Consider the following 25,089-nt stretch of genomic DNA (forward strand, 5'->3'; position numbering starts at 1 on the left):
GAGTCTGGTAAAATATGAAATTATAGATAGATGAAACCAATATTAATTGTGGAAGACGAGCCCAGCATGCTGATGGGACTGAAAGATAATCTGGAGTTTGAGGGATATCAGGTTGATGTTGCCGAAGATGGCGGGATTGGACTGGATAAAATCTTAGGAAATGAATATTCTCTGGTGCTTTTGGATGTGATGCTTCCAAAAATTTCGGGATTCGATATTTGTAAACAAGTTCGCAAAAAAGGAATCTCTACTCCAATAATTTTACTGACGGCAAGAGGTGAGGAGATCGATAAAGTATTGGGATTGGAGTTTGGTGCTGATGATTACATTACCAAACCGTTTAGTTTACGTGAATTATTGGCTCGAATTCGAGCAGTACTTAGGCGCACTGAAAACCGGATAGAAAGCAAAACCGATAGTTCCGTTGAGATCGGAAATTTATCAATCAATTTTTCCTCTTTCGAAGGATTTGTCGATCAGCAGGAAGTGAAAATGTCGCATAAAGAAGTTGAGATATTGAACTATCTGTGGGATAATAAGAATACAATCGTTAGTCGCGATGACCTTTTGGATCATATTTGGGGAACTGAATATCAGCCAACATCCCGAACAATAGATAATTTTATCTTGAAGTTAAGACACAAGATTGAAGTGGATCCAAACCATGCAAAAATAATATTAACCGTGCACGGTGTAGGTTATCGTTTGGTGGTATAGGAAAGTCTGGAAAAGTCTAGAAAGGTCAAATGGTCTGGAAAGGTCAAAAGGTTGAAAAGGAACAAGTACAAAGTAACAAGTAGAAAACTCTCCCTTTTCAGGGGAGATGCCGACAGGAAGAGGGGTGTGTTAAGCAGGATGTGTCAAGTATCAAGTTTCACGTATAAAGTAACAAGTTGTCATTAATAAGTATCCATTGCCCCGTGCTTTAGCTCGAGGTTTGTGAAAATAAAAAGCTGAAAGTAAAAGTCCCCTTTAGGCGATTTAGGGGTAGTTTGTAATGGCAAAAGGTCGAAATAAATCAACTATTAGATAGCTTTTTCACCTTAAAACACAACTGATGACAATTGATGACATCTTATAACTTGGGGGTGACACAAATGTTTTTTTAACAGCCTAATTTTACCAATAGAAAGTTAAGATAGATGGAATGGTGGGCGTACGACTCCATTCTCTTTTAAAAACTAAAAATTGATTGGTAATTTAAAAATTAGGATGATGAAAGCAATAAAAATAGCATTTTTCGCATTGGCATGTTTACTATTAACTGCAAATTTGGGGATGGCAATAACTCCCGAAAAACAAAAAATAGAGAAAGAGAAAAGTATGTTGTTGAATAAAATTCGCAAATCTGTAACAAAAATCGATTTTGTAGATTTTATCGAAGTTGGCAAATCAGAAGTAATTGTTTTACGTTGTATTGTAAACGAAAATAACCGTGTTGTTGTGAGTAAAGTGATTGGCTTCGATGAAGAATTGAAACAAGCAGTTCGCAAAGCAATGGATAAAAAAATCATTACAGCAAGCTCAGGTTTAGTGGGTGAAGAATTGGCTTTGCAGTTTAAATTTGCAATGCAATAGCAGTAAACAAGAGGATTTGTTTAAAATAGAGGAGATAAGAAATGAATAGTGTGATCTATAAAACCCAAACTTTGAAAGTAAGTATTCTACTTTTGTTCTTGATTTTTCAAGTGGGTACGATACAATCTGAGAATCTGAAAAGTTTGGTGAATCTGGAAGGAAACTGGAAGTTTTCAATTGGGGATGACCCTGCAAGAGCCATCCCTGATTATGATGATTCCGATTGGCAAAATATATTTGTCCCCAATAATTGGGAAAATAATGGTTACGATGGGTACAATGGTTTTGCCTGGTATCGTAAAAGTTTTCAAATAAGAGAGTCTTTTAACAGAGAGTACCTTTATTTATACATGGGCTATATTGATGACGTTGATGAAGTGTACTTGAATGGGAAACTGATAGGAGCATCGGGTAATTTTCCGCCGCGAATGAAAACAGCCTACAATATTCCAAGAATGTATCCTGTTCCGGCAAATTTAATTCGTAAAGGTGGCAAAAACGTAATTGCTGTGCGGGTTTACGATGAAATTCAAAATGGAGGAATTACCCAAGGACCGGTAGGTCTTTTTATCGATAAAGATCAGGAGAGAATGGATGTAGACCTAACAGGCTACTGGGATTTTGAATGTGGAAACTCTGTTGATAAAGGAAATTTAGCTTGCATAAGCTATCGGAAAGGAAAAATATTTGTTCCGGGGTTTTGGGAAACCAGAGGTTATAATGGGGTAGACGGAAAAGCCAAGTACACCAAAAAATTCAATTATCCATCGGATATGAGTACATCGGAAAAAGCCTTGGTTTTGGGTATAATTGACGATGAGGATGAGGTATATGTAAATGGAGAGAGAATCAGATGGATGGGCTATAAAAGAGGCGGTAATTGGTCTGGTAATTCGAATTATAATACTTTTCGTGCTTATCAGATTCCAAAGGGCGTGTTGAAAAGTAGTGGTACGAATGTAATAGAGGTAACGGTAACAGATCATATGGGACCAGGTGGAATTTATCGCGGTCCAATTGGAATTACCGATATCGATTTAGCCGAGGAAATGGTGAGAAAAGAGTACAAGGACAACCGATCAAGCTTTGAGAAGTTTTTTGATTATTGGTTTGACTAATTCTGTGTTGCAGAATAAAATATAAGATATGAATAGGATAGGTGAGCATACGATTAAATGGATGAACTTACTTTTTGTAATGTTGTTATTTTGTGGATTTAGCAATGAAACAAAGGCGCAGGATTATGAGAAAGTGGTTGACTTAAACGGTCGTTGGAAATTTTCGATTGGTGACGATTCTAAATGGGCAAATCCCAATTACAATGATTCAAACTGGGAACGGGTTGATGTTCCTTCGGCATGGGAAAATCAGGGGTTTCATGGTTACGATGGATTTGCATGGTACAGAACCAGTTTTACTTATTCTGGTTCGCTAAAAGGTCAGAGTCTGTTTTTGAAGTTGGGAAATATTGATGATGTGGACGAAGTTTTTATGAATGGAAAAAGTATTGGGCGAACAGGAACATTTCCTCCTCGTTTTTCAACAGCTTATACTTCCAATCGGGAGTACAATATTCCTTCGGCCATTCTGCGCGATAATAATGTGATAGCCGTTCGTGTTTACGATGATGTGGGAGAAGGAGGCATTATTCGCGGAGATATCTCTATTGTTGTTGATCGCGATGCAATACCGGTTGACATTGACTTACAAGGTAAATGGAAATTTAAAATAGGGCGTTCGGCACATGAAGATCTGCAAAATGCAGAAAATTGGGATGACATTATTGTTCCTGGATTTTGGGAGAATCAGGGATACAAAAATTACGATGGATATGCCTGTTATGCTCTCGATTTTGTGGCAGATGAAAAGCTTATAGCTGAAAGAATGGTACTTGTTTTGGGCAAGATTGATGATCTCGATCAGGTAATTGTAAATGGAGTGTTGGTTGGTCAATCGGGTGATTTTGATCCTTCAACAGTTCAAAACTATTCAAATACATATCAACAGCTTCGTGGCTATTATTTGCCCGTAAATCTGATTAAAAAAGGACAGAAAAACAGAATTGTTGTTCGTGTTTACGACGCAACACAAGGAGGCGGAATCTATACCGGTTCAATTGGGCTGATTTCTCAGGATCATTACATTAAGTATTGGAACAAGCGACGAAGAAAATAAAATCATTGTAGATACTTTCTCCTTGTCACTTGATCCTTTTACTTTGTTCCTTGTTCCTTGTTTCTTTCTCCTTGTTCCTTTCTCCTTGTCACTTGATCCTTTTTACTTTGTAACTTGTTCCTTGTGCCTTAATCCTCTTTTTTTACAGGTTCAATCAAATCCCACAAGTTGCCATACAAATCGGCAAATACGCATACTTTGCCATAAACTTCAGTTGAGGATTCGCGTGTAATTCGAATTTTATTATCAAGTAGATGTTTGTAATCGCGCTCGAAATTATCTGTTTGCAAAATCATAAATACACTGCCACCGGTCTGATTTCCAATTCGGCTCTCCTGTTCCTTACCAATTGCTTTTTCGAGCATTATGGAACAAGAGGAACTGCCTTTGGGAGCAATTAATACCCAACGATGATCTTCACTCATTTTAAGATCTTCCAACAGATCGAACTGTAGTTTATTCGTATAAAATTCAATGGCTTGATCGTAATCTCTAACAACAAGAGTTACGTGGGCAATACTTTGCTTCATGTGCATATTTATTTAATAGAAACCTAAGATACTAAAGAAGTTAGAAGGATCAAATTCCATTTTTTATATCTCAATTCTCACATCTAAAATCTCATGTCTCGATATTAATAAATCGAATTCGCCTGCATTTTTCTTTTTTTCTGTTCTTCTTTTAGCTGTTTGTTCTCCTTTTTAACTCGCGCACGTTCTTCCCTTTTCAATTTCTTTATCATTTTCCGTTTGTCGGCCTGTGTCATGCTTACGCGGATATCGTCATTTGTATCGGCAACACCTTGCTTGTTGCTTCTACTCGAGTTGTAGTCGGTAGCTCTGTTACCACCATTATTGCCATTATCCACATTGTTATCCATGGCAGATGAAGTAGTTCGGTTACTTCTACTCGAATTGTAATCGGTGGCTTTGGTTCCGCCACTATTGCCATTATCCGTATTGTTATCTATAGCAGATGAAGTAGTTCGGTTACTTCTACTGGAATTGTAATCGGTCGCTTTTGTTCCGCCTTCATTTTCATTTCCACCGTTATTATCTGGTTGAATAGAGCTAGAGGTATTACTTCTGCTCGCATTGTGATCTTGTGCTCGCGTAGAATTACCTTGACTGTCATTGCCGGTGTCGTTATTCATTACCGAAGAACTGGTGGTTCGGTTGCTTCTGCTCGAATTGTAATCGGTTGCTTTGGTTCCGGATGTTCCGTCATTATTTCCATCATCACCCGATGAGTCGGCAACACCTTGCTTGTTACTTCTGCTCGAATTGTAATCTGTAGCCACTACACCTCGATTGTTTCTGCTATTATTTCCATTTTCGCCCTCATTATTCATTACTGATGAACTGGTGGTGCGGTTACTTCTACTAGAATTGTAATCGGTCGCTTTTGTTCCACCCTCATTTCCATTTCCACCGTTATTATCTGGTTGAATGGAGCTAGAGGTATTACTTCTGCTTGCATTGTGATCCTGAGCACGAGTGTTTGTCTTGTCAACTTTATCATTGTTATTATCTGGTTGAATGGAGCTAGTGGTATTACTTCTGCTTGCATTGTGATCTTGTGCACGAGTGGCCGAAGACCCTCCTGAATTATTCGCTCCTTCGGATAAAGGCATTTCTCCCTGATTGCTATTTTGCTGATACATTGGATTCACGCCTCTGCTATTTTTCTGAAACATAGGGTTATCCACTGCTTTTCCATTGCCTTGATAAAGAGGATTGGAGCTTCTTTTCGAAGATTTTCCGCTGCAACAAGACCCTAGCGCAATGCTCACACCAAAATTCACATTAAGGCTCGAAAAATTCAAACTTTCTGTCGAAAAAGGAATTTCCCCAGCTAAATCAGGATCAATTCTGCCTTCGGCATCAATGGCCTTCGAAAGATCTTTGCTGTAGAAGTTCATGTCCGAGTTTAAAGTGGTAACATATTCACTGCTCACAAATAACTGGAGGCCTGTGCAAAGTTCCGTCTTAATTTTTGCGCCCAATCGTGCACTCAAAGCTTTCATACTCTGCTGATCCATTTTGCCGATTGTTATATCGGTGTTGGCTTGCAGCATCTTAATTTCTGGAGTGCTGTTAACCGATAAGCCTGTTCTACCATACAATTCAATTGCGAATTTCTTCGAGCCCAAAGAAAATTGCGGACCCATATCAAAAGTGGTGCTGGTGAACTGATTTCTTGATCCCTGCACCGCACCAAACTCTTGCCGCACGTTAAAGGAAGAATGTTTAGCTCCAAAACCGATCGAAAGTTTCTCACAAAAGCTTTTGCTAAGCGATATTTCACTATTGAAACCATCTTTTGCAAAATCTTCAAAACCGCCATTGGGCATGCTGATTCCATTCACAAAATCGATAGATAAACGGCCTGATTTTGGATTCTCATTTTGTCCGTAAATGGTACTTGCTATTAGTAAGATCGAGGTGATTAGTAGGTATTTTTGCATATCTCAAAATTTGATGGTTTGGGCTCATGTACCGCGCTTTTACTTGCTGCGACGCCATTTAAGATAGTAAAAAATAATTAAGGATGAAAATGTCTTTTATTATTTGAATGCATATTGAGCAAAACTGAACACACTTGTAACTCAATAAAATGGAGTGTAAATGCTTGTTTGGACTTATTGGTTTGTAGCAATTAAAAACAAGCAGTGCATGTAATATCATCCATGATGGAGGTATTACATGCACTTTTTAAAAAGATCTGAACATTAAATAGGGATGAGAACTTAATAGAGTTTCATCTTCCTATTCTAAAATATCGAATAATTAATTACAGATGCCCACAATATCATTAACGGTATTCTTGTATTCGAAATAGTTCGCCACGTTAATCGATCCTCTTACGCTATATTCGATATAGTCGGAACCTACCTCCAGAACTACGCCACCAAATTGATTTGCTCCCAATTGGGATTGAATTTCCTCACCACTTAAAGGAATGCCTTCATCATTGGCAGCTCTCAATAAAACGCGCTGTGCAAAGGGAATGCGTACATTTTTTAGTTTCTGTATCACATCAAAAACTTCTACCGAAGTATAAGGCGGTACGGTTATTACCCGATTTGAAGAAACCGTTTGTGTTTCAGTATAAGTTTTACCCTTGTTCGTACCTGTTCCCGAACCAAAGGCTCTTGTTCTACTGGTTCCTATGGTGCCAGAAGCACTTACACTTGCACCAATTCCAAATATTTCACCACCGGCTTCCGCTTCCACTGTCGCCTCTTTACTATCTGTAGTACTCGAATAAAAGCTAGCTGTTTCTTCTACGTCAATGCTGACTGTTTTGGTTTCTTCTCTGTTGTTACCTACATAATATTCTCCCGTAGCCCCCGAGCAATTATGAATGGTTTGGTCAAAAGCAAAATCCATTTGTGCAGGAGGCAAAATGGCTGCTGAATATTCTGTACCCAAATCGTTGAACTCCCAGGTAATATTGGCAGCTATAAAAGTAAAGGGTGCTCCACCATTATAAAAAGAGAATGTCCCTCCTGAAAGCGAACGTATTTCTATCGTACCCTTTGCTGTTTGTTCCAAAATAAACTTGTGTTTATCTCCAAGGACAAAATTAGGATTGTCATCGGTGTTTTCGATATTATAAGCAAGCTTTCTTTTATCATTTATTTCCAAATATGAATTCTTATGCGCTGTTTTAATGGCATAAATATTCTCTTCAATCTCAATGAAATAAAATTTTTGAAGTTTGCTGTAAATATTAGTTGGATCGTTGTGGTAAAGAGTTGAATTAATTATAAAAGTACCACTCATTTCACTAAAATTACCGACAATCTCTGCTCCCAAATAATTTGTAAGGCTAAAGCCTTCGTAGGCCAAATAATAAGGCATATCTGCATTTAACTTCATAGGGTATTGTACATGCGGTTTTTCACTTTCTATTTTTATGGTTCTGTTTGTGGAGTTGATAATAAATTTAGAGCCGTACATTGTTTCCATTGTAACATTTTCGGCATCGAATACCCTAGCTTCAATGGCTACACCTTCACTAAATTCAGTGATTTGTTCTTCTGTAAGATCTTTGCGTGACAATTTAAAAAGAGCCACATGCGTATAAGGGTCTATCTGAATATTGCTTTGTGTAAAAGTGCTAAGATCACCAATAATAGTAAAGCTCACTTTACTTGGCTTATAACCAAGAACGGCTAATTTTCGAGTATCAATTGCAACGCCTATTTCACCGGCATCAACAGGAATGCTGTTTAAGGTTGAATCTGAAATGCCTTCAAATCTTGTTGTGCCATTCTCAACTTCAAGATCTATATCTGCAGATCGGGGCTCTTCACTTACTTCAAAAGTACAGCTCGCAAATAGGGCGATGGAAAAAATGAAGGATAGGAATATTATTTTATACATAGTAATAATTGTTTAGACGTGATTAGAAAATGAGAAATCCATGACATGGAAAATCTTTTAAAAAGCAGGTAATTTGCTTACTGAATCGAATTAATTACAAGCTCCTTCAATATCATGCAGGTTGTTGTTGTATTCAAAATAGTTGGCAACATTTACCGCCCCCCGAATACTAATAACGATAAAATCGCTGCCTACCTCTGTTACAACTCCCCGAAACTGGTTAGAGATAAGCTGAGCCTCAATTTCCGGACCTGTCAGGTGTTTTTCATCATTAACAGAACCCCTGATGATGAACCGTTGAACAAAAGGGATGCGTACATTTTCGAGCTTTTGTATCACATCAAAAACTTCTATGGCACTATAGGGTAGAACGCTAACTTTTCTGCTAGCAGATACTTCCTGCGATCCTTCATACTCTATTCCTTGGTTGGTCTTTTTTTCTTTTCCCCATTCGGTTGTTGTTTCTGTTCTTAGGGTACCCGATGCACTAACACTTGCCCCAATGCCAAAAAAGCTTGCTTCTGCCGAAGCCTCAACAGTAGCTTCCTTAAAATCAAATTTGGATGAAAAAAGGTTAATGCTTTCTTCGTATGATATACTGGTGGTATTGCTTACAGTAGTAGCAATACCTACCTCGTAATCGCCCGTGGCACCTGAGCAATTTATGATGGTCTGATCAAAGGCAAAATCCATTTTTGTAGGTGGTATAATTGCCGGTGAATATTTGGTGCCCAAATCGTCGAACTTCCAGCTGATATTATCAGCAAAAATATTGAACTCTAAATCATTTGTTGGGTCGGTATCAAAAAATATTTTGTATCCAGTCTCAAATGGATCTCCATTGGTGCTTAAATAGGACTCGCTGCTAAAGAGACGAATTTTTACAGTGCCATTATTGGTCTGTTCCAAAAGAAAATCGCTTTCACCGATTAGCATTCTGTTGCTGGTGGGATCGTCTACTCCCCAGCCAACAGCAATTTTTTCGCCGTTATTTCCTCCGTTATTCCCGTATGTATTAAATACATCAGCATCCAAATAACCATAGTCAACGTAATCCCAAGTGTAGGTGTAGATTTTTATTTTGTAAGTAAAGTCTCGTTCATAATTGGCAGTTTTTTCAAAATAAAATTGGTACTTCCCACTTAAAAGCCCTAGCTCACTGCCTGTAAAGCCTTCGTAATCACTACTGATGCCTAGGGTTTTGAATTCTGTGTCAGCAGCCGTCTGCATAAAGTAGGGGATATCCGGATTAAAAGACAAAGGCTTTAAAATATAGGGTAGTTTGCTCTCTATTTTTAAAGTGCGGTTGGTTGCATTAATAATGTATCTCGAGACCGTTCTGCCATCAATATAATCACCGACCTCGTTAAATACGGTAACGCTTATTGGAACCCCATTGCTAAAACCTTTTAATTCGGCATCGCTTAGGTCTTTTCTTTTAATGGTAAAGTTTGCCACATGCGTAAATTCATCCACGGGAATGTCTACCTGAGAAAAGGCACTTAACGAACCTTCAATGCTGAAACTGATTTTACTTGGTTTGTAAGCCCGAATCGCAAGGATTCGTGTATCTACTGCAACTCCTATTTCACCCAAATCAATAGGGATTGAAAGTAAGGTTTCATCAGAAATTCCATTCGCAATTTCGCCGGGTATGCCTAATTCAAGCTCTGCAACTTCATCAACTTCCTGTATCAGTTCAAACTTACAGCTGGTAAGTAGTGCCGTAAAAATCAATAGAATAAGTAGGGCATTATTTTTTATTTTCATAGTAAAAAAGATTTGGTTTTTAAATGGTCTAATGTGTTGGTTATTGATACTATAAATGTTTAAACCATGCAATTTACAATAATAAAAGACGAAAACCTCTTTTATTATTCATGCAGCCTTAGTAGCTATCATAATTGAATTTAAGGGGCGGGAAAGCTGTTCCCATACAATACCAATTTGGGATGATGTGAAAGAGTGGTTTTTATCAACGGCACTCAAAAGGAATATTGAAAAAATTAAGATTTTTAAAGAATTACAAGAGTCTGGCTTCAAGTTGAAATATAAAAGTGTGAGAAGAGATTCTTCCACTAATGGCCTGTGAAATATCCTTTGTAATGCTTTGTTTGGAGATTATTGTTTTGTAGATTCGGGGGCGAAAACAACATGAATGCACTATATATTCTATATGGTGGTGTAAAGTGTATTGATGCAGTTTATATACCTTGTAAAACATTTTGACTTTACTTAAAATAGTAAGACTAGGATCTAATTTGTTTTTAGCATAATAGCTGTTTTTTTTAAAAAGGGTTTTTAACATTTAAACCTTTAATTAAAATTAAAGTCTAAACTAAATAAAAATTTAAATAAAGCATTAAATATGGCAAAAGGCAAGACTCGATTCCCACTTCAAATTAGAATTATTCACAGATATCTCGGCTATTTTTTATCAGGTATAATGATGGTTTATGCAGTAAGCGGAATTGTAATGATTTTTAGAGAAACTAATTTCTTAAAAAACGAGGTTGTCTTGGAACAACAACTCGAACCAAATTTAACTGGAGCTGAACTAAGTCCAAAATTGCGGATGAGGGTTAAGGTTGAAAAGGAAGAAGGTGACGTCTTATATTTTAAGGATGGCAATTACAACCAAAAAACAGGAGTGGTAATTGCAACGAAAATGGAATTGCCTTTTGTTCTTGAAAAAATGGAACGACTGCATAAAGCAACAACAAATAGCCCTTTGTACTTTTTAAATATCTTTTTTGGGGTATCACTACTCTTTTTTGTGTTATCGGCATTCTGGATGTACTCACCAAAAATGCCTGTTTTTAAGAAAGGTATGTACTTTGCTGTGGGGGGAGTTATTTTGACCATTGTCCTGTTGTTTGTATAAAGCATTAACTATCTGGAGGTAAGCGTACAAAAATTTTGTGCACTTATCGAATGTCTTGTGTGTGGTAACTATACGGTTTTCTAAGCTTTTGTTTTCATTTATTTGCTTTATTAGCCTAATTGTTGCTTTTTGTATTTACACACTTACCAACAACTAGGCTAAAAAGGGAATACTAAAGAACGCTATTGCCAAAGAATACAAATAGCCTGACTTCAAGTTAAACTGTAAAAGTGGGAGAAGAGATTCTTCCACTTTTTTTATTGCTTGCATTTGAATAGAAAAGGGGAGGACTTGCTTAACTATAATAAAACTACTTTTTCTATCTATTCTTATATCTGTAATGGCCTGTAAAATAATTATAATGTTTTTTTTGTTGGGGAATTATTGTTTTGTCGTTTCGAGAGTTTAAAACCTAACTTGTCTGTAAAATGGTATATATTCACAATACAAAAAAACCTGACAAGCATTTACGCTGTCAGGTTTGTATTCACTGCTAACTGTCAATTGTTCACTGTTTTTCTTGTTCCTTTCTCCTTTAAACTTGTCACTTTTTCCTTGATCCTTTCTCCTTGTCTCCTCTATTCATACTCCTTAACATTCTCTTTAAGCGATTCCGAAATCAGCTTTTTCAAACGTAATGTTTGCTTCTCCAGTGCCCCTTGTTTTTTTGGATTGTACAAATATTTATACTTGCACTCCACTAGGTCGTACTTTAAATTATCTATTGTTCCGGTTACATTTAGTCCTAGTCGAATAGGCAGTGGAGTATCTGTTACCGATATGTGATAGTTAAAGCTATTATCCATATTATGACGACCAGAAATAACTGCTTTATAATTGTCCATCACAATAAGGAAAGGATATAGATCAACTTCATCTTTAAATAGAGTCATCTCAACACTAAGGCTATCTATCACATTTACTGTTTTTTTCTTAAACAGTAGTTTCTTGGCTATCATGCCGAATGTTTCGGTATCCATAAGTGTTAGTTTCTGTCCCTGGAAAGCAGCCGCACCACGAATTGTAGATTGTTTAAGAGAATAATCGCTCTTAAGATATGTTTCTCCAGCCAAATGAAATTCACCTTTTCCTTTGAATGATTTTAGCATTGGAATCATTGTATTAACGGAAGGAACCAGGGCAATTAGTTCAGCAACATCAATATTTAAAAGGTGAAAGTCGATGCCGCTAAAAAGGTGATTTGTTCTGTCGGAACGATACATTGCCGTTAGCTGCATATTTGCTGCCTTGTTTGTAAAACCCATCTGATCGAGAATAAGGGTGCCATCTTTAACGGTTAGTCCCCCTTTAATATTTTCGATGATATGATTATTCACCACAGCCATGGCAATTGTTGTTTTTAATCGAATTTCGATCCCTTTTGGTACCATAAACGGATCGTCTTCCGACGCAACAGCTTTATTGGCGGCAAGAGTTGAGTCTTGACTGCCCATGCCGTTAAAAATGTCCATGAGCTGATATACATCGGTATTTTTAGAGACTAAATTAAAGTTTCCTTTCAGTAATGCCTGGTCGTTAAGATATTTTGAAATGTCGGTAAGCTGACCGGTAAGACTAAAGTCGGAATTGCCTAAAATTAAATCCGCTTTCTTAATCTCCATACTGTCTTGATTAAGTGTAAACGATATGTTAGGAATTTCACCTTTTAGCTGTTCACTCAAATTATAAATTGCATCGGAGAAATTGATTGCCATTTCGGGCTGCCATTTAAGGAGAACCTTATTTTGCGAGTCGTCGTACTTCAAATTTGTTTTAGCATACAGATTTTTAGCATCAAACAGGATGGAATCCTTGCCGGCTATTGAAATTTTATCACTATTCATTGTCGAATTGATAAGCGCAATCTCTTGTTTTCCGTTAAGGCTTGGAGTGTATTCAAATCGTCCGTTTGCATTATTTGCGCTAACCGATAAAGTGTCGGCCACAGCATAAAAGCTACCCAATTTAAAATTGCATGACGAAATTGGTGAGGAGGCTCCTTTTGCGAGATTATTGATGTCGACAGAAAGCTCAATATTTTGAGCCGCGGCACTCATCGTAGGAGATAGGCTTGTGGTAAAGTTTGGTGTATCAATTTTGATGTTTGCAAACAGAAGGTTTTTGTCTGCTCTGGCTTGGCTCGGTAAATTAAGCTTAATTTTTGCCGAAGGAAGGTTTATCTTTATCGAGTCGTTATAGATTGCATCAAAATTCCGGGTATTAAAATCACCGGTTAAATAGATGCGGTGATATTTCTCTTGATCCAAATCAGATTGAGAAAATCGGGTATGCAGATTTCCATTCACCAAACCCCGAACAATTACATTTTGATCTTTTGGGATAAACGACTGAAAATCGGCTAAGTGAATATCACCCTTCGAATAGAGGTCGTATTGCAGCGTTTCCATAATATCCGAGATATTTCCTGTAACAGAAACAGTGCTATTCAGTATTTTGGCAGAACTACTCGTTACAGTAATATTCGAAGTCTGGTTTTTATTTACATCGACCTTTGCAGACATCGATAATTGAATGGCCTTCACTCTTGGATAAGCTTCATATTTAATTTCTCCCTTGTAGTATTTCAAGTTTGTTGTTACAAGGGGAGTGTTCGTGTCCGAATACACTCCGGTTACCGATCCTGATACTTGTGCATAGCCCTTGGCAACCAAATCTTTTAGCGGAGCCGAATATACTTTAGGAACAAGAGCTGTAATTTTTTCCACATCCAATTCGTTGGTGGTGTAGTGAATGTCTATGGCTATCGAATTATCGGACTGTATTTTTACAGGACCATTAAAAGCTACTTCTTGCGCATCATTCACCATAAGCTTTGCCTCTTTAAAGTCATAAGAATTTTCTGCTATGTTTACAGAAAAAGGCAAATGGCTGTCAACTTTTAGCTTCGATAAAATTGTATCACCAGCCATTGAAACAGACATTTCCTTACAAACAAGTTGTAAATCGGAATTGAATAGATTTTTGTCCTGACCCTTCGAATTCATTTTTAGATCACAGTTTTTGGCATCAATACAAAGAGCCATTGAATCGGATGTTGTAAACAGCAATTTATTTACTTGCAGATCCAAATCAAAATACTGTTTCTCGTCGGTGTATTTAAACTCGAGCGCAGCATTTAAGTGGTTAATAGCCGCCTTTCTAAATGTAGTCTCATCGGTATAATTGGCATTAAAATTCTTAAATACTACATTGCTAATGTCGATATTACCAAATGATGAGGCTTCAGAATCAGCTTCTGTTGAATCGGAACTACTTTTAAAAATATCGAAATTAGAGTTGCCCTGAGAGTCTATTTTGAAATTCAAATAACCATTTTCAACCAAAAATGGGTTAAGCCTTATATTGTCGTGAAATAAGTACGATAGTACATCTAGCGAGGCGAAGCATTTTTTGGCGTATAACAGAGTATCTGTTTTTACAGAATCATTATTCTCTGTTAAACAGAGATTCGTTAGCTCCATGCCAAAAAACGGATAGGTACTAAAAAAAGTTGGTTCAACTTTTTCGATACTAGTAGTGCAGTCTAAATATTCTTTTGCCTGATTATTAACTATTGGGGTTAATTTTTCAGGTGTGAAAACATACCACAAGCCTATTGCTGCAGCTATTATCACTACAAAAACCAATACCAACAAAGTTATTCCAAGCTTTTTTACGATTCGCATTTTACTATAGTTTGCTAAATGATTTTGTGTTTCCGTAAGCGTCCTCATACTTTAAGGACGATGCCGTTAAGTCTGTAATGGTATATGTTTTAGGAACTAGACCACCATTCACGATTATATGAATCTGCTCTAACTGATCTTTTGTTATGGTCCAGGTAAATTCCTGAGCTTCATCTTCTGTAACATCATCGAAAGTATCCCAAGTAGCACCTGATTTGTTAGAGTCGTATCTTTCGAATAATGTACCACTTTTCCATTTGCCAATAATTAATGTCTGATCAAAACTGGGGTGAATATCTTCTTCTTCAGTACATGAGGTTGAGAAAAGTGCTACTAAAGCAATGCTTAAAAAAATTAATGCGATCCGTTTCATATGTTTACAATTTGTTTTTTAGTTGTTATATAGCCTGTCCCGAATTTATCGGGAACATTACCATCAATCAATAATCATGCCTATGTGTATTAAAATCACTTTGGCATGCTCGTTTCAGTTGTTTATTAAATACACCAATTTGTTACTCAAAAATAAACTTCAAAAATACGACTTTATTGTAGTAATAATGCACGAAATAGTATTTGTTAATTATGAAATATTATTTTTCATACTTTCGGCATTTGCAGTATTGTTAGAACTGGATTGATAAGATGACTGGATGATTAAGATGATTGTAGGCTGCAATAATTTATGATTCCTTATTACTACGGTTTAAAATCGGTATTCTCCGGATCTGCATACCAAGCAAGGAATGCCGGTCAGCGGTTTTTTTTTAGCCTGACGTTGCTTCCGTACGCCCGCAAACTAAATATTCCCCGAAACAATCCACCAAGCGATTAAAAATATCAGGTGATTATTATTTTGTCGATTCGGGGTCTGAATTGCAAGAAATGAAAATGAAGCTAAAGCAAAAGATTAGAATATTTTAAATCCAGTTGGCTAAAGCCAAACTGCAATAGATAAACCCCCAACAAAGCATTTACTGAGATAAGGAGAAAAGCAAAGCATCTATTGCTTTGCTTTCAAGCAACTGATAACATGAAATTAATAAATAGGCTTTAGCCACATAAAATAAATGATATGAGTTGAGGATTTAGGGATAACATGCACAGAAAATCAGGCAGTACTTACCGAACTGAGTTTTGGACTAATCTATCAATTAGTTTACTGATATAAATTCCCTCCTGCTTTTTAAAAGACAACATTGTCCTTGATTTAGTTAATCCATAATGCCTTGTAAACAAAAACAAATGATAATCAGATGACACAAAACACATGACAAGTCATGCATCGATGTTTATTTAGTATAGCATATCTTATTAAAAAAAATCTAAATTTATAGGCCTGCACACACTTGAACGAAAATGATGATGGAACCGAATCGAAACTTGAATAAAACCATTCTGCTGGCTGTTACCATGGCATCCAATTTTTTGAATCCGCTAATGGGTGCTGCCGTTAATGTCGCTTTACCCAGAATTGGGGCAGAGTTTTCGATGTCGGCCGTGGGTTTAAGTTGGGTGAGTATGTCCTTTTTGTTGGCTTCTTCGGTATTTTTAGTTCCTTTTGGTAAAATAAGCGACAATTGGGGACGTGTAAAAATGTTCTTGTACAGCAATGTATTATTTGGTTTTGCCACTTTATTTTGTGCCTTTTCTTTTTCTGCCGAAACATTACTAATTGGTCGTTTATTGCAGGGAATTGGCGCTGCAGGCATATTTGCCTCGAACATGGCCATTGTAATATCGGCTTTCGAACCACACGAAAGAGGTAAAATGATTGGATTAAATGTGATGGCTGTTTACGTAGGTTTATCCATTGCTCCGGTTTTGGGTGGAATTATAACCGAATCGATGGGCTGGCGTTCCTTGTTCTTCCTTAATGCAGGAGCAGTCTTGTTAATCATACTGGCCGTAATTACAAAAATTAAAGCCGAATGGGCCGTTCCAAACAGTGCTAAATTCGACTTTAAGGGCTGCTTGCTCTATATGTTTTCCGTTTCGGGATTGATGTATGGCTTTTCGCATTTACCAAAAACGGAAGCAATTTTATTCACTTTAGCGGGAATTATAGGTTTACTTATTTTTGTGAGGTACGAGTTAAAACACCCAAACCCGGTTTTCGAAATGCAGCTGTTCTTCAAAAACAAGTTGTTCGCTTACTCCAATCTATCCGCTTTTATTAACTATGCCGCTACCTTTGCCATCACATTCGTTTTTAGTTTGTATTTGCAGTACGTGAAAGGCTTATCGCCCAAAGAGGCCGGTTTTATTTTAATTGCGCAACCCATAGTGATGGCCGTAGTTGCCTCCTTCTCAGGAAAATTGTCGGATACAAAAGACCCGCGTATTTTGGCATCCCTAGGCATGGGCATAAGTGCCGCAGGGCTGTTGATGCTCTGCTTTATCAGCAAAGAAACGCCCTATGCCTATATTGTTTTTGCTTTGGTGATTTTAGGATTTGGTTTTGGACTGTTTTCATCACCCAATACAAATTCAATTATGAGTTCGGTCGAAAAACGTTTTATAGGACTTGCATCGGCAACCGTTGCCACAATGCGAACCACCGGGATGATGTTCAGCATGGCCGTTGCAGCCCTTTCGGTACATGTGTTTTTGGGCGATGCCAAAATTCATGCCGGTAATTTGGATTCATTCATGCTAAGCATGAGAGTGATTGTTATTGCCTTTACATTTTTGTGTGTGATCGGAATTTTCACTTCGCTGGTAGGCAGGCGAAAAGCTACCGATAAATAAGTTTATTTGTAAGTGGCACAAAAATTAGTAAACTTCAATTCATACCTGCCGGATCTCAAAGTTAAAAGGACTTTCCCTAAATTTGTGTCCCGTTACTTTTTACTGATACAATTAAATCGCTTAGGCGATAATAAAATTGGATCAATCGAAGAAACGAGAATTTAAAGGTGTCCAATTTGAGGTTTTGGCAACCAAAGAGAAATCTATGGTGACCAAAATGAATTATAAAATCGGGTGATTCGTATTGCATTCCCGAAATTGCCGGGCATACTTGGGAAGTGATCACCGGAGGTGAGGTAATTGACGTATTTATTCCACTCCGATTTGACTATTTGTAAATAGTGCGGGAATCAATTTTTAGCTTAGCTATTTGCGGAATCCGAACAGCGTCTAAGACCTGTATGCATTTGAGATTTTTGGTTATTTCTCATTATTATTTTTTGCTAAGCAAGCTTTGTTTTGTAGATTCGGGGAGGGGATTTAATAAGTGTTCGTTACGGCTCGATATGGGGTGAAAGACACACTTTTTCAATCTCTATAAACGCCATTGTGTTTATCTATAAGTGGTTGCAATCACCCAAAAGATTGCCTATCTATTAAAAAATCAAAATTATTATGCGACTAAAAAGCTGTCCTTATATTGTTTTATTATTTCTTATTGTTTGTTTTTCAGCTTGTTCTAATAAAACAAATTCAAAAAAAAGTGAGCTTCACATTAGTTTGATTGATTCAACGAACCATTCAGCTCGATTGGTTTCCGTTCAAATTTTTAATGCGCATAGTAACTATTTTGCCTACGTAGCAGGAGAGACGAAGTCAACGGAGGTTTATACAATTAATGAACAAGGTAAATTAGACTTTTTGGAGCAACATCAAGTTGCGAGCAAAGCTGGGGGCATTAGAGCATTGACAAATGTGAAAATTAACGATTCAAATCTTCTTATTTTAGGCAATAAAGCTGATAATTCTATTGAAGTTTACCGGATAGAAAACAACGGAAAGCTCGAGAAAATAAATTCTGTTTTTGATACCGATTCTACTTTTATCGATGAAACGGTTACCATCCACGATATTACGATAAATAATAGAACTTTTATTTATGCGGGAGGATTAGATAAGGGATTATCATGCTTCGAACTAAGCGAGAATGGAGCCTTACGTCCCATTCAGTCCATTGAAGATAATGATACACTGTTTCTTCATGGAATTATAGGCATGTCGTCACTCGTTATAGATAACAAGACTTTTTTAATTACAGGCGCATTTTTTGATGGAGGAATAAGTTGTTTTCAAATCATGGAGAATGGACATCTAAAGAATGTTTCCAACCTAAAAGATGATAAGAACATGTTTCTAAATGGTACCTTCCCAGTGAATACCGTTCAGCTAGGCGATCAAAATTTTCTGCTGGTAGGGCATCGGCACAAGATCCATTACTCGGTTGATAATGCGGAAGAAGATTATCATGGTGATGGTATCAATGTATTTAAAGTGGATGCGCAAGGACAAATAAAACTACATTCTTTGCTTAAGGATAATGAGGAGCTTCTATTGAAAGGGTCAACACGAATTGAAATACTCAAATCGGATGAAAATAGCGCATTCGTTTTTATCGGAACAAGAGACGACAAAGGAATTCAGATTTGCTCTTTACAGCAAGATGGTATTCTTAAACCAATTAAAACAATCGACTTGGGATATTCAATATACAATGGCATGACCCTTAAAAATATGTATGACAACTGGTATTTATTAGTTGGATCTTATGACAAAAATAAACTCGAAATGTATTCAATAAAATAGGTTTAGTAAATTGTTGCTTGATGATACGCTTTACTCAATTATTTCTAACTCAATCAACTTACAACTTATATCGGTTCGCTGAAGGCCGCTAACTTCAAACAAGGCATTAAAATGATTTGTGTCTTTGGTTAATCCATCGCAAAATTTCGAAAGCCATTTTTTATCCGTAAACTTTCTTAAGGTCGCCATTACACCAATATCGTTATTGGATACAAAATAGATGGCTTTTTTACTGGGACTTATAGATGTGTAGGAAACCATTGCATACTCAATCTTACCATTCTCGCCGTATTTGGTATCAAATACCTTCACGGTATCTTTAGTTTCATACTTGAAACCATCCAGGTAAGTTGTAAATGCTTTGCTATTTTTTAGAAACAAAGATTTCGATAAGTTCATTGTTTTAAACTGACCAACAAATACAATGTTATTTTCCCGGACATCATCATAAGAAAGTTCGCTTTCTAATTGTAAAGTATAATCCGTTTTATTCGAATCGAACCACTGAGTCAGCCTTTTTACAGAATAGGGAGCCATCTTTGATAATAGCGTATAATCGTTGGGTTTTAGATGTTTTTCAGGATGTTTCTGGGTATAAGTAAAGAAATCATCAGCGTTATTTATTTCCGGATAAGCAACGCCATGCATTTCACCATCGGAATAGATTTCGTCTACAATGTATTGGTCCGATACGATCACCATATTAGTCGCCATCTTTTCAAAAAATGCTTTCCAAATGTTTGAAGGGGTATTCATTTGATTGATTATCACCAATGAAGCTGCCAAGACTGTAAAGGCAATAATACCTGCAAGCTTAAGAGCTTTTAGGGGAATCTTTATACTAATATCTGTATTCTTTTTAAGTTGATGATATTTATTCGAAGGAATAAAACTAAGATTATATTGCCCTTTCTTTATCTCAAATATAACGCTTTCGCGGATGTCCGCCTCAGCATAATACGCGGCAAGTTTTTTTCGTAGTTTATACATGTACGAACGTACGGTACCATCATTTTTATCATCAAGGTAATTTTTTCCGAAAAGGTCTGTTCCAATGGTAAACTCTTTTAGTTCTTCGCCGCTAAGCGCTTTTTCAACCAAGTACTCAAGTAAACGCGTATAAATAGATGAATTGGCAAACAATGGGTGACTGCAAATTCTTTTCAAAGCATTCTCAATGGCTTTTTGATCTTTTTCGTAAATCATATGCTCAAAAATAACCCATATTTTGCACATAAGAAAGCATATGAGCCTATTGATTTGTACTCATTGTGTATAAAGTGTGAATTGTGAAATCTCAGAGGGGTAATTAAGTAATTGCCTTGTAATCAGTTTGTAATAGTGTAATTTTAACCGTTAAAATCACAGTGGCGGCTACCGTTTTAGAACTCTATTGCATCGAGAAAGTCAGAATTTCCTGCTATCCTTGTTATAAATATTAAAATGGAAGGAATGAACTATAAAATCTTAACAATTTTCATCTTGCTATCCAGCGCCGTGAGTGGGGCAAATCTGCCTACTGGTTATCCTGCAACAAGCAGAACAAAGCAGAACATCAATCTGGATTGGAAATTCTCCAAAATGCCAAAAGCAGAAATCCCCGCTGCCATTAATTTTGATGATAGTGGCTGGAAAATGGTCTGCATTCCGCACAATCCCGACCCCCTTTCTTTGTCCTTAGACAGTGTAACAGAGCATTGGAGTCAGAAAGAATTTTTACGAGACCATAACTGGTACAGAAAACAATTATACATTGAATTGGAAGCCAACGAAAAAGCCTTTATCGAATTCGAAGGGGTGCATAATGCTACTGAGCTTTGGGTAAACGGAAAATTGGTTGGCCGATACGCTGTTAATGGCTATATCCCGCACCATTTTGATATTACTGATTTTGTGAACTCCGGAGAAGTAAACACGATTGCCATCGACGCGGATAATAGTTTTGATGCCACAATAGCTCCCGACCCCGATGAAACAGACTATGTGAAATGGGCCGGCATTTATCGGGACGTATATTTGGTAAAGACCAATAAGCTACACGTAAATTTCAATTGGGAGGATTTTGATGCTGGGGTTCACATCACAACGCCTTCTGTAAAAAAGGAAAATGGTACGGTATCGGTAAAGACTACCGTTTTAAATGAATACGAAAAGGATGCAGATTGCCGAATCGAAACCATGATTGTGGATGCTGATGGTTATGTGCTAAAAAAAATAGAATCAAGTTCTAAAATAAAGGGCGGTCACAAAAACACATTCCGACAGACTACCGAGATTACCGATAATTATCATCTTTGGTCGCCTGATAATCCATACTTATATAGAGCAGTTTCGGTAATTTATTTGAATGATAAGCCGGTTGATTTTGTGGAGAATAAATTCGGATTCCGTTCCATTGAATTGGTCGATGGACAAGGACTTCTGCTAAACGGGAAACCCTTTTTTATGCTAGGGGTAAATCGCCACCAGAATTATCCACATATTGGTGATGCTGTGCCTAACTCGATGCATTACGAAGCGGCTTTGCGTTACAAGCAAGCGGGCATTAATGCGATCCGACTTTCACATTATCCGCAAGACAATTCCTTTATCGAAGCCTGTGATGAACTCGGAATTGTGCTTTATGAAGAAGCTTCCTCGTGGATACAATGGAAACAAGGAGAATGGATGAATAAACTAGAACAATCACTGCGTGTGATGGTCCGAAATCACCGAAATCATCCTTCCATCATTATCTGGGGAGCTGGAATCAATCATCGGGGCCCAGTGCCGCAATTGAATAATGCTGCAAAAGAAGAAGATCCATTTCGTTTAACAGCAAGTGCTTCCAGTCCTTGGTGTGGTACTAAAAATGCGGGTGTTACAGATATTTACGCCACCATGGACTACCGCAGAACCGATTGGCCCGAAGGTGATTTTTGCCTGCTGATGGAACATGGCTACTCGAATAATAGTCTGGCTAATCAGCACCATATTTCACGATACAAAAAACGGAATAATAACATTGGAGCCCTGTTGTGGGTTGGGGCCGATTACAACCACATGCGTCCTACCGAAAAGCAGCACGATATGTTTACGGAGTATGGATTGCAAACCGCTTACCGTGTTCCCCGTCCTGCATATTATTGGTATGTGTCTGAACTTACAGATGCTCCCTATGTGCACATTACCGATCAATCGGTTTATAAAAATCAGAAAATACATGTATACAGCAATGCTTCTGAAGTTGCCCTCTATGCCAACGATAAATTAATTGCGGTTCAAAGGGCTGATAATGATCCTTTGCGAATTCGGAATGCACATCCTTCGTTTACCTTTCATTACAACTGGACCCAGGAGAAATTGACTGCAAAAGCTTTGAATAGGGGGAAAGTGGAGGCGACGCATTTCCGGACTAAAGCCGGCGAAGCTTATGCCCTGAAATTGGCTGTGGATAATCCGGATATTCCTCTGGAATCAGGAGGTTCAGATCTGAAAATGATTCGTGCTTATGTGGTAGATAAAAACGGTGAAGTTATTACTGATGCTGACCTAAAAGTGCATTTCGAGGCAACAGGTGCTGGTACTGTTTTTTATGCCGATAAACCCTATGTGCAAAATATGCAGACCTACCATGGAGCTGCAAGCATTTATTTGAAAGGAAATGCGACAGCTGGCGAAGTAAAAATAAAAGCTTCATTGGGAAAACTTAAAACGGCTTCTTTAGCACTTCATACAATTCCATACCAATCGGATGAAATTGCAAATTACGCTGCTGCCATTTATGATTATCCAATCTACAAAATAGACATTCAAACAGAAGGGCAGTTGTCTCAATTTGGTTGGAGAGTTGAAAAGGGTGGAGATAAGGATGAGTTCTCATTTCAAACGGGTAAATGTACTTTTTCGGTACAGGCAGATTCCAATTTGAAATGGCGCAAAGGCACCAATACAATCTTGGGAAACCTGGGATATATGGCTTGCGATGGTGTGTATGTTGAATCAGGAAAACTCAAGCTTATTTTAAGCGGTTTGCCAAAGGGGAAGTATGTTTTAAAGACTTATCATCACTCATTTCAGGATGTGAAAAAGCTTTTCCCATATAACCTGAAAGTGGAGCGAAAAGATGCAAAGGGAGAATTTACATATACCTCCGATGATGAGGCCGTGGGAATGTACGATGCAAACGACATTGGAGAAAGAAAGCCCATATCGGTGACCAATTATATCGATAGTGATGGTGTAAATTCGGTTACGATTACTTTCGAAACCGATAAAGAAAATGCAGCCACCTGGCTAAACGGATTAGAATTTAAACAGATTAAGTAATTTATTAAAGACAGATACGATGCGCATACTAAAAACAATAGCAATTGCTTTATTATTGTTTCCCAATTCGATTAATGCTCAGCAAAAATTGGATGTAAAGCTCTGGGCTGTGCAGCTTGAGCAGGGAAAAGCGTCTCCTTTGTATGAAGTGAAAACGGATGCTTCGATTGATAAGGTGGAATGGAAAAATCATATTTTCATTCAACCGGAGGTGACATTTCAGAAAATAGAAGGTATTGGAGGCGCTTTTAACGAAATTGGCGGACAGGCGCTATTGAGTTTGAATAAGGAGCAACAGCAAGAAGTTATGCATCATTTATTTTCAAACGACGATGCCGGATTTACTTTTTGCCGCACTGCCATTGGTGCCAGCGATTTTGGATTGGATGCTTACAGTTATTCTGAGCTTGCCGATGATTATAAAATGGAACATTTTTCTATTGACAGGGATAACAAATATGTATTGCCTTACATTAAAAGTGCATTGGAAGTAAATCCAAATCTAAGCCTTTTTGCTTCTCCATGGAGTCCTCCGGGCTGGATGAAAGAAAGTGGTGAAATGGAAGGTTTACGTGGAAAACCAAATAAATTAATAAATGAGCCTAAGGTCTATAAAGCCTATGCAAAATACTTTGTGAAATATCTTCAGGAGTATGAAGATCAGGGTGTAAGAATAAATCGGATCTGTATTCAAAACGAAAACGATGCGGATACCAAATATCCTAGCTGCGTATTTCCTGCAAAAGAAATGCTTTCTTTTGCCAATAATTATTTGTTTCCCGCATTTGAAAAAAACAAAATCACGACTAAAGTTTATGCCGGAACGTTTAGGGCGGTCAATAAAATGGATTTATTGGATTTCGCGAAATGCCAGAATACCCAAAAGATTGAAGGGGTAGGAATACAGTATACAGATTCCCGGTTCATAGCCGATGCAAAAGCACTTCAACCTAAGCTAAAAATATTTCATACCGAAGGGCATTGTTACAATGGTGAAAATTCTGCAGAACAGGCGATGCACCGTTTAGAAGAAGTGGCCGGTTACATAAATAGTGGCAGTACTACTTTTACCTATTGGAATATGATATTGAACGAAACAACGAAAAGTGGCTGGGACTGGCCCCAAAATTCACTCATCAATATTAATCGTGAAACGGGTGACGTTCAGTATAATCCTGACTTTAATGCCATGTACATCATAAGTAGGTTTATAAAACCTGGTGATGTGCGAATTGCTTCTGTTACCAGAGGAAAGTATCCAATGATTTCTGTTAAATCACCCGATGGCAGTATTAAAGTAGTCATCCAAAACACCAACACGGAAGAAAAAACCTTTGAAATTCTTATTGAAAATCAAGAGGTGAAGGTGAACATACCGGCAAATACTATAACTGCTGTTGTAATTAAAGAAGAATAGTAATCACTTCAATAGTGTACCGAAAATGAATTAAAGACCCCGATGGGTCTTTTTTTGCTTTTAATCTTGGAGAAACAGGAAATCCGACACTAAGGT

At 37.4% G+C, this 25,089-nt stretch carries 16 protein-coding genes; 9 read left to right on the top strand and 7 right to left on the bottom strand.

Annotation, left to right across the window (positions count from 1 at the left end; translation table 11 throughout):
* The first annotated feature begins 30 nt into the window (after window positions 1-30).
* From ALGA_RS17525 to ALGA_RS17540, 4 genes are all read left to right on the top strand, one after another.
* Entirely contained in the window at window positions 31-717 is a 687-nt protein-coding gene (locus tag ALGA_RS17525) for a response regulator transcription factor (RefSeq protein WP_096431394.1), read from the top strand.
* 498 nt (window positions 718-1,215) lie between these two features.
* The gene (locus ALGA_RS17530; protein WP_096431396.1) at window positions 1,216-1,578 is read left to right on the top strand and encodes a hypothetical protein; all 363 of its coding nucleotides are present in this window, start codon (window positions 1,216-1,218) and stop codon (window positions 1,576-1,578) included.
* A gap of 71 nt (window positions 1,579-1,649) precedes the next feature.
* Window positions 1,650-2,696 carry a beta galactosidase jelly roll domain-containing protein gene (locus ALGA_RS17535; protein ID WP_162845479.1) on the top strand — a complete coding sequence of 349 codons (1,047 nt, stop codon included), beginning with the start codon at window positions 1,650-1,652 and terminating at the stop codon, window positions 2,694-2,696.
* A 28-nt stretch (window positions 2,697-2,724) separates the two neighbouring features.
* A complete protein-coding gene (locus tag ALGA_RS17540; RefSeq protein ID WP_145957666.1) occupies window positions 2,725-3,753 on the top strand; it encodes a beta galactosidase jelly roll domain-containing protein in 1,029 nt (342 codons plus the stop codon).
* A 128-nt stretch (window positions 3,754-3,881) separates the two neighbouring features.
* On the opposite strand, the gene ALGA_RS17545 is transcribed toward ALGA_RS17540, so the two are convergent.
* The 4 genes from ALGA_RS17545 to ALGA_RS17560 form a co-directional block, all read right to left on the bottom strand.
* Window positions 3,882-4,283, bottom strand: coding sequence for a VOC family protein (locus ALGA_RS17545; RefSeq protein WP_096431402.1), 402 nt, complete (start codon window positions 4,281-4,283; stop codon window positions 3,882-3,884).
* Window positions 4,284-4,387: 104 nt separating this feature from the next.
* Window positions 4,388-6,220, bottom strand: a complete 1,833-nt coding sequence (locus ALGA_RS17550) for a hypothetical protein (RefSeq protein ID WP_096431404.1) — start codon at window positions 6,218-6,220, stop codon at window positions 4,388-4,390.
* Between the two features lie 322 nt (window positions 6,221-6,542).
* A complete protein-coding gene (locus ALGA_RS17555; protein WP_096431406.1) occupies window positions 6,543-8,144 on the bottom strand; it encodes a hypothetical protein in 1,602 nt (533 codons plus the stop codon).
* 90 nt (window positions 8,145-8,234) lie between these two features.
* Window positions 8,235-9,914, bottom strand: coding sequence for a hypothetical protein (locus tag ALGA_RS17560; protein ID WP_096431408.1), 1,680 nt, complete (start codon window positions 9,912-9,914; stop codon window positions 8,235-8,237).
* 598 nt (window positions 9,915-10,512) lie between these two features.
* Between ALGA_RS17560 and ALGA_RS17565 the strand changes: the two genes are divergently transcribed.
* The gene (locus ALGA_RS17565; protein ID WP_096431410.1) at window positions 10,513-11,028 is read left to right on the top strand and encodes a hypothetical protein; all 516 of its coding nucleotides are present in this window, start codon (window positions 10,513-10,515) and stop codon (window positions 11,026-11,028) included.
* Window positions 11,029-11,606: 578 nt separating this feature from the next.
* Here the strand turns inward: ALGA_RS17565 and ALGA_RS17570 are convergent.
* Window positions 11,607-14,714: an AsmA-like C-terminal region-containing protein gene (locus ALGA_RS17570; protein ID WP_162845480.1), complete on the bottom strand. Its 3,108-nt coding sequence runs from the start codon at window positions 14,712-14,714 to the stop codon at window positions 11,607-11,609.
* A 4-nt stretch (window positions 14,715-14,718) separates the two neighbouring features.
* On the bottom strand, window positions 14,719-15,087 hold the full coding sequence (locus ALGA_RS17575; RefSeq protein WP_096431414.1) for a hypothetical protein: 369 nt from the start codon (window positions 15,085-15,087) through the stop codon (window positions 14,719-14,721).
* Window positions 15,088-16,073: 986 nt separating this feature from the next.
* Between ALGA_RS17575 and ALGA_RS17580 the strand changes: the two genes are divergently transcribed.
* Both ALGA_RS17580 and ALGA_RS17590 read left to right on the top strand, forming a co-directional pair.
* On the top strand, window positions 16,074-17,465 hold the full coding sequence (locus tag ALGA_RS17580; RefSeq protein WP_096431416.1) for an MFS transporter: 1,392 nt from the start codon (window positions 16,074-16,076) through the stop codon (window positions 17,463-17,465).
* A gap of 615 nt (window positions 17,466-18,080) precedes the next feature.
* Window positions 18,081-19,268 carry a hypothetical protein gene (locus ALGA_RS17590; RefSeq protein WP_096431418.1) on the top strand — a complete coding sequence of 396 codons (1,188 nt, stop codon included), beginning with the start codon at window positions 18,081-18,083 and terminating at the stop codon, window positions 19,266-19,268.
* Between the two features lie 30 nt (window positions 19,269-19,298).
* Here the strand turns inward: ALGA_RS17590 and ALGA_RS17595 are convergent, their stop codons facing one another.
* Window positions 19,299-20,474 (bottom strand): helix-turn-helix domain-containing protein, encoded by a 1,176-nt coding sequence (locus ALGA_RS17595; protein WP_145957667.1) that lies wholly within the window; start codon window positions 20,472-20,474, stop codon window positions 19,299-19,301.
* Between the two features lie 246 nt (window positions 20,475-20,720).
* On the opposite strand from ALGA_RS17595, the gene ALGA_RS17600 reads away from it, so the two are divergent.
* Together ALGA_RS17600 and ALGA_RS17605 are read left to right on the top strand one after the other, a co-directional pair.
* The gene (locus ALGA_RS17600) at window positions 20,721-23,576 is read left to right on the top strand and encodes a glycoside hydrolase family 2 TIM barrel-domain containing protein (RefSeq protein ID WP_096433733.1); all 2,856 of its coding nucleotides are present in this window, start codon (window positions 20,721-20,723) and stop codon (window positions 23,574-23,576) included.
* A 19-nt stretch (window positions 23,577-23,595) separates the two neighbouring features.
* Window positions 23,596-24,993 (top strand): glycoside hydrolase family 30 protein, encoded by a 1,398-nt coding sequence (locus tag ALGA_RS17605; RefSeq protein WP_096431422.1) that lies wholly within the window; start codon window positions 23,596-23,598, stop codon window positions 24,991-24,993.
* The last annotated feature ends 96 nt before the right edge of the window (window positions 24,994-25,089 follow it).

Source organism: Labilibaculum antarcticum (assembly GCF_002356295.1).
Taxonomy (GTDB): domain Bacteria; phylum Bacteroidota; class Bacteroidia; order Bacteroidales; family Marinifilaceae; genus Labilibaculum; species Labilibaculum antarcticum.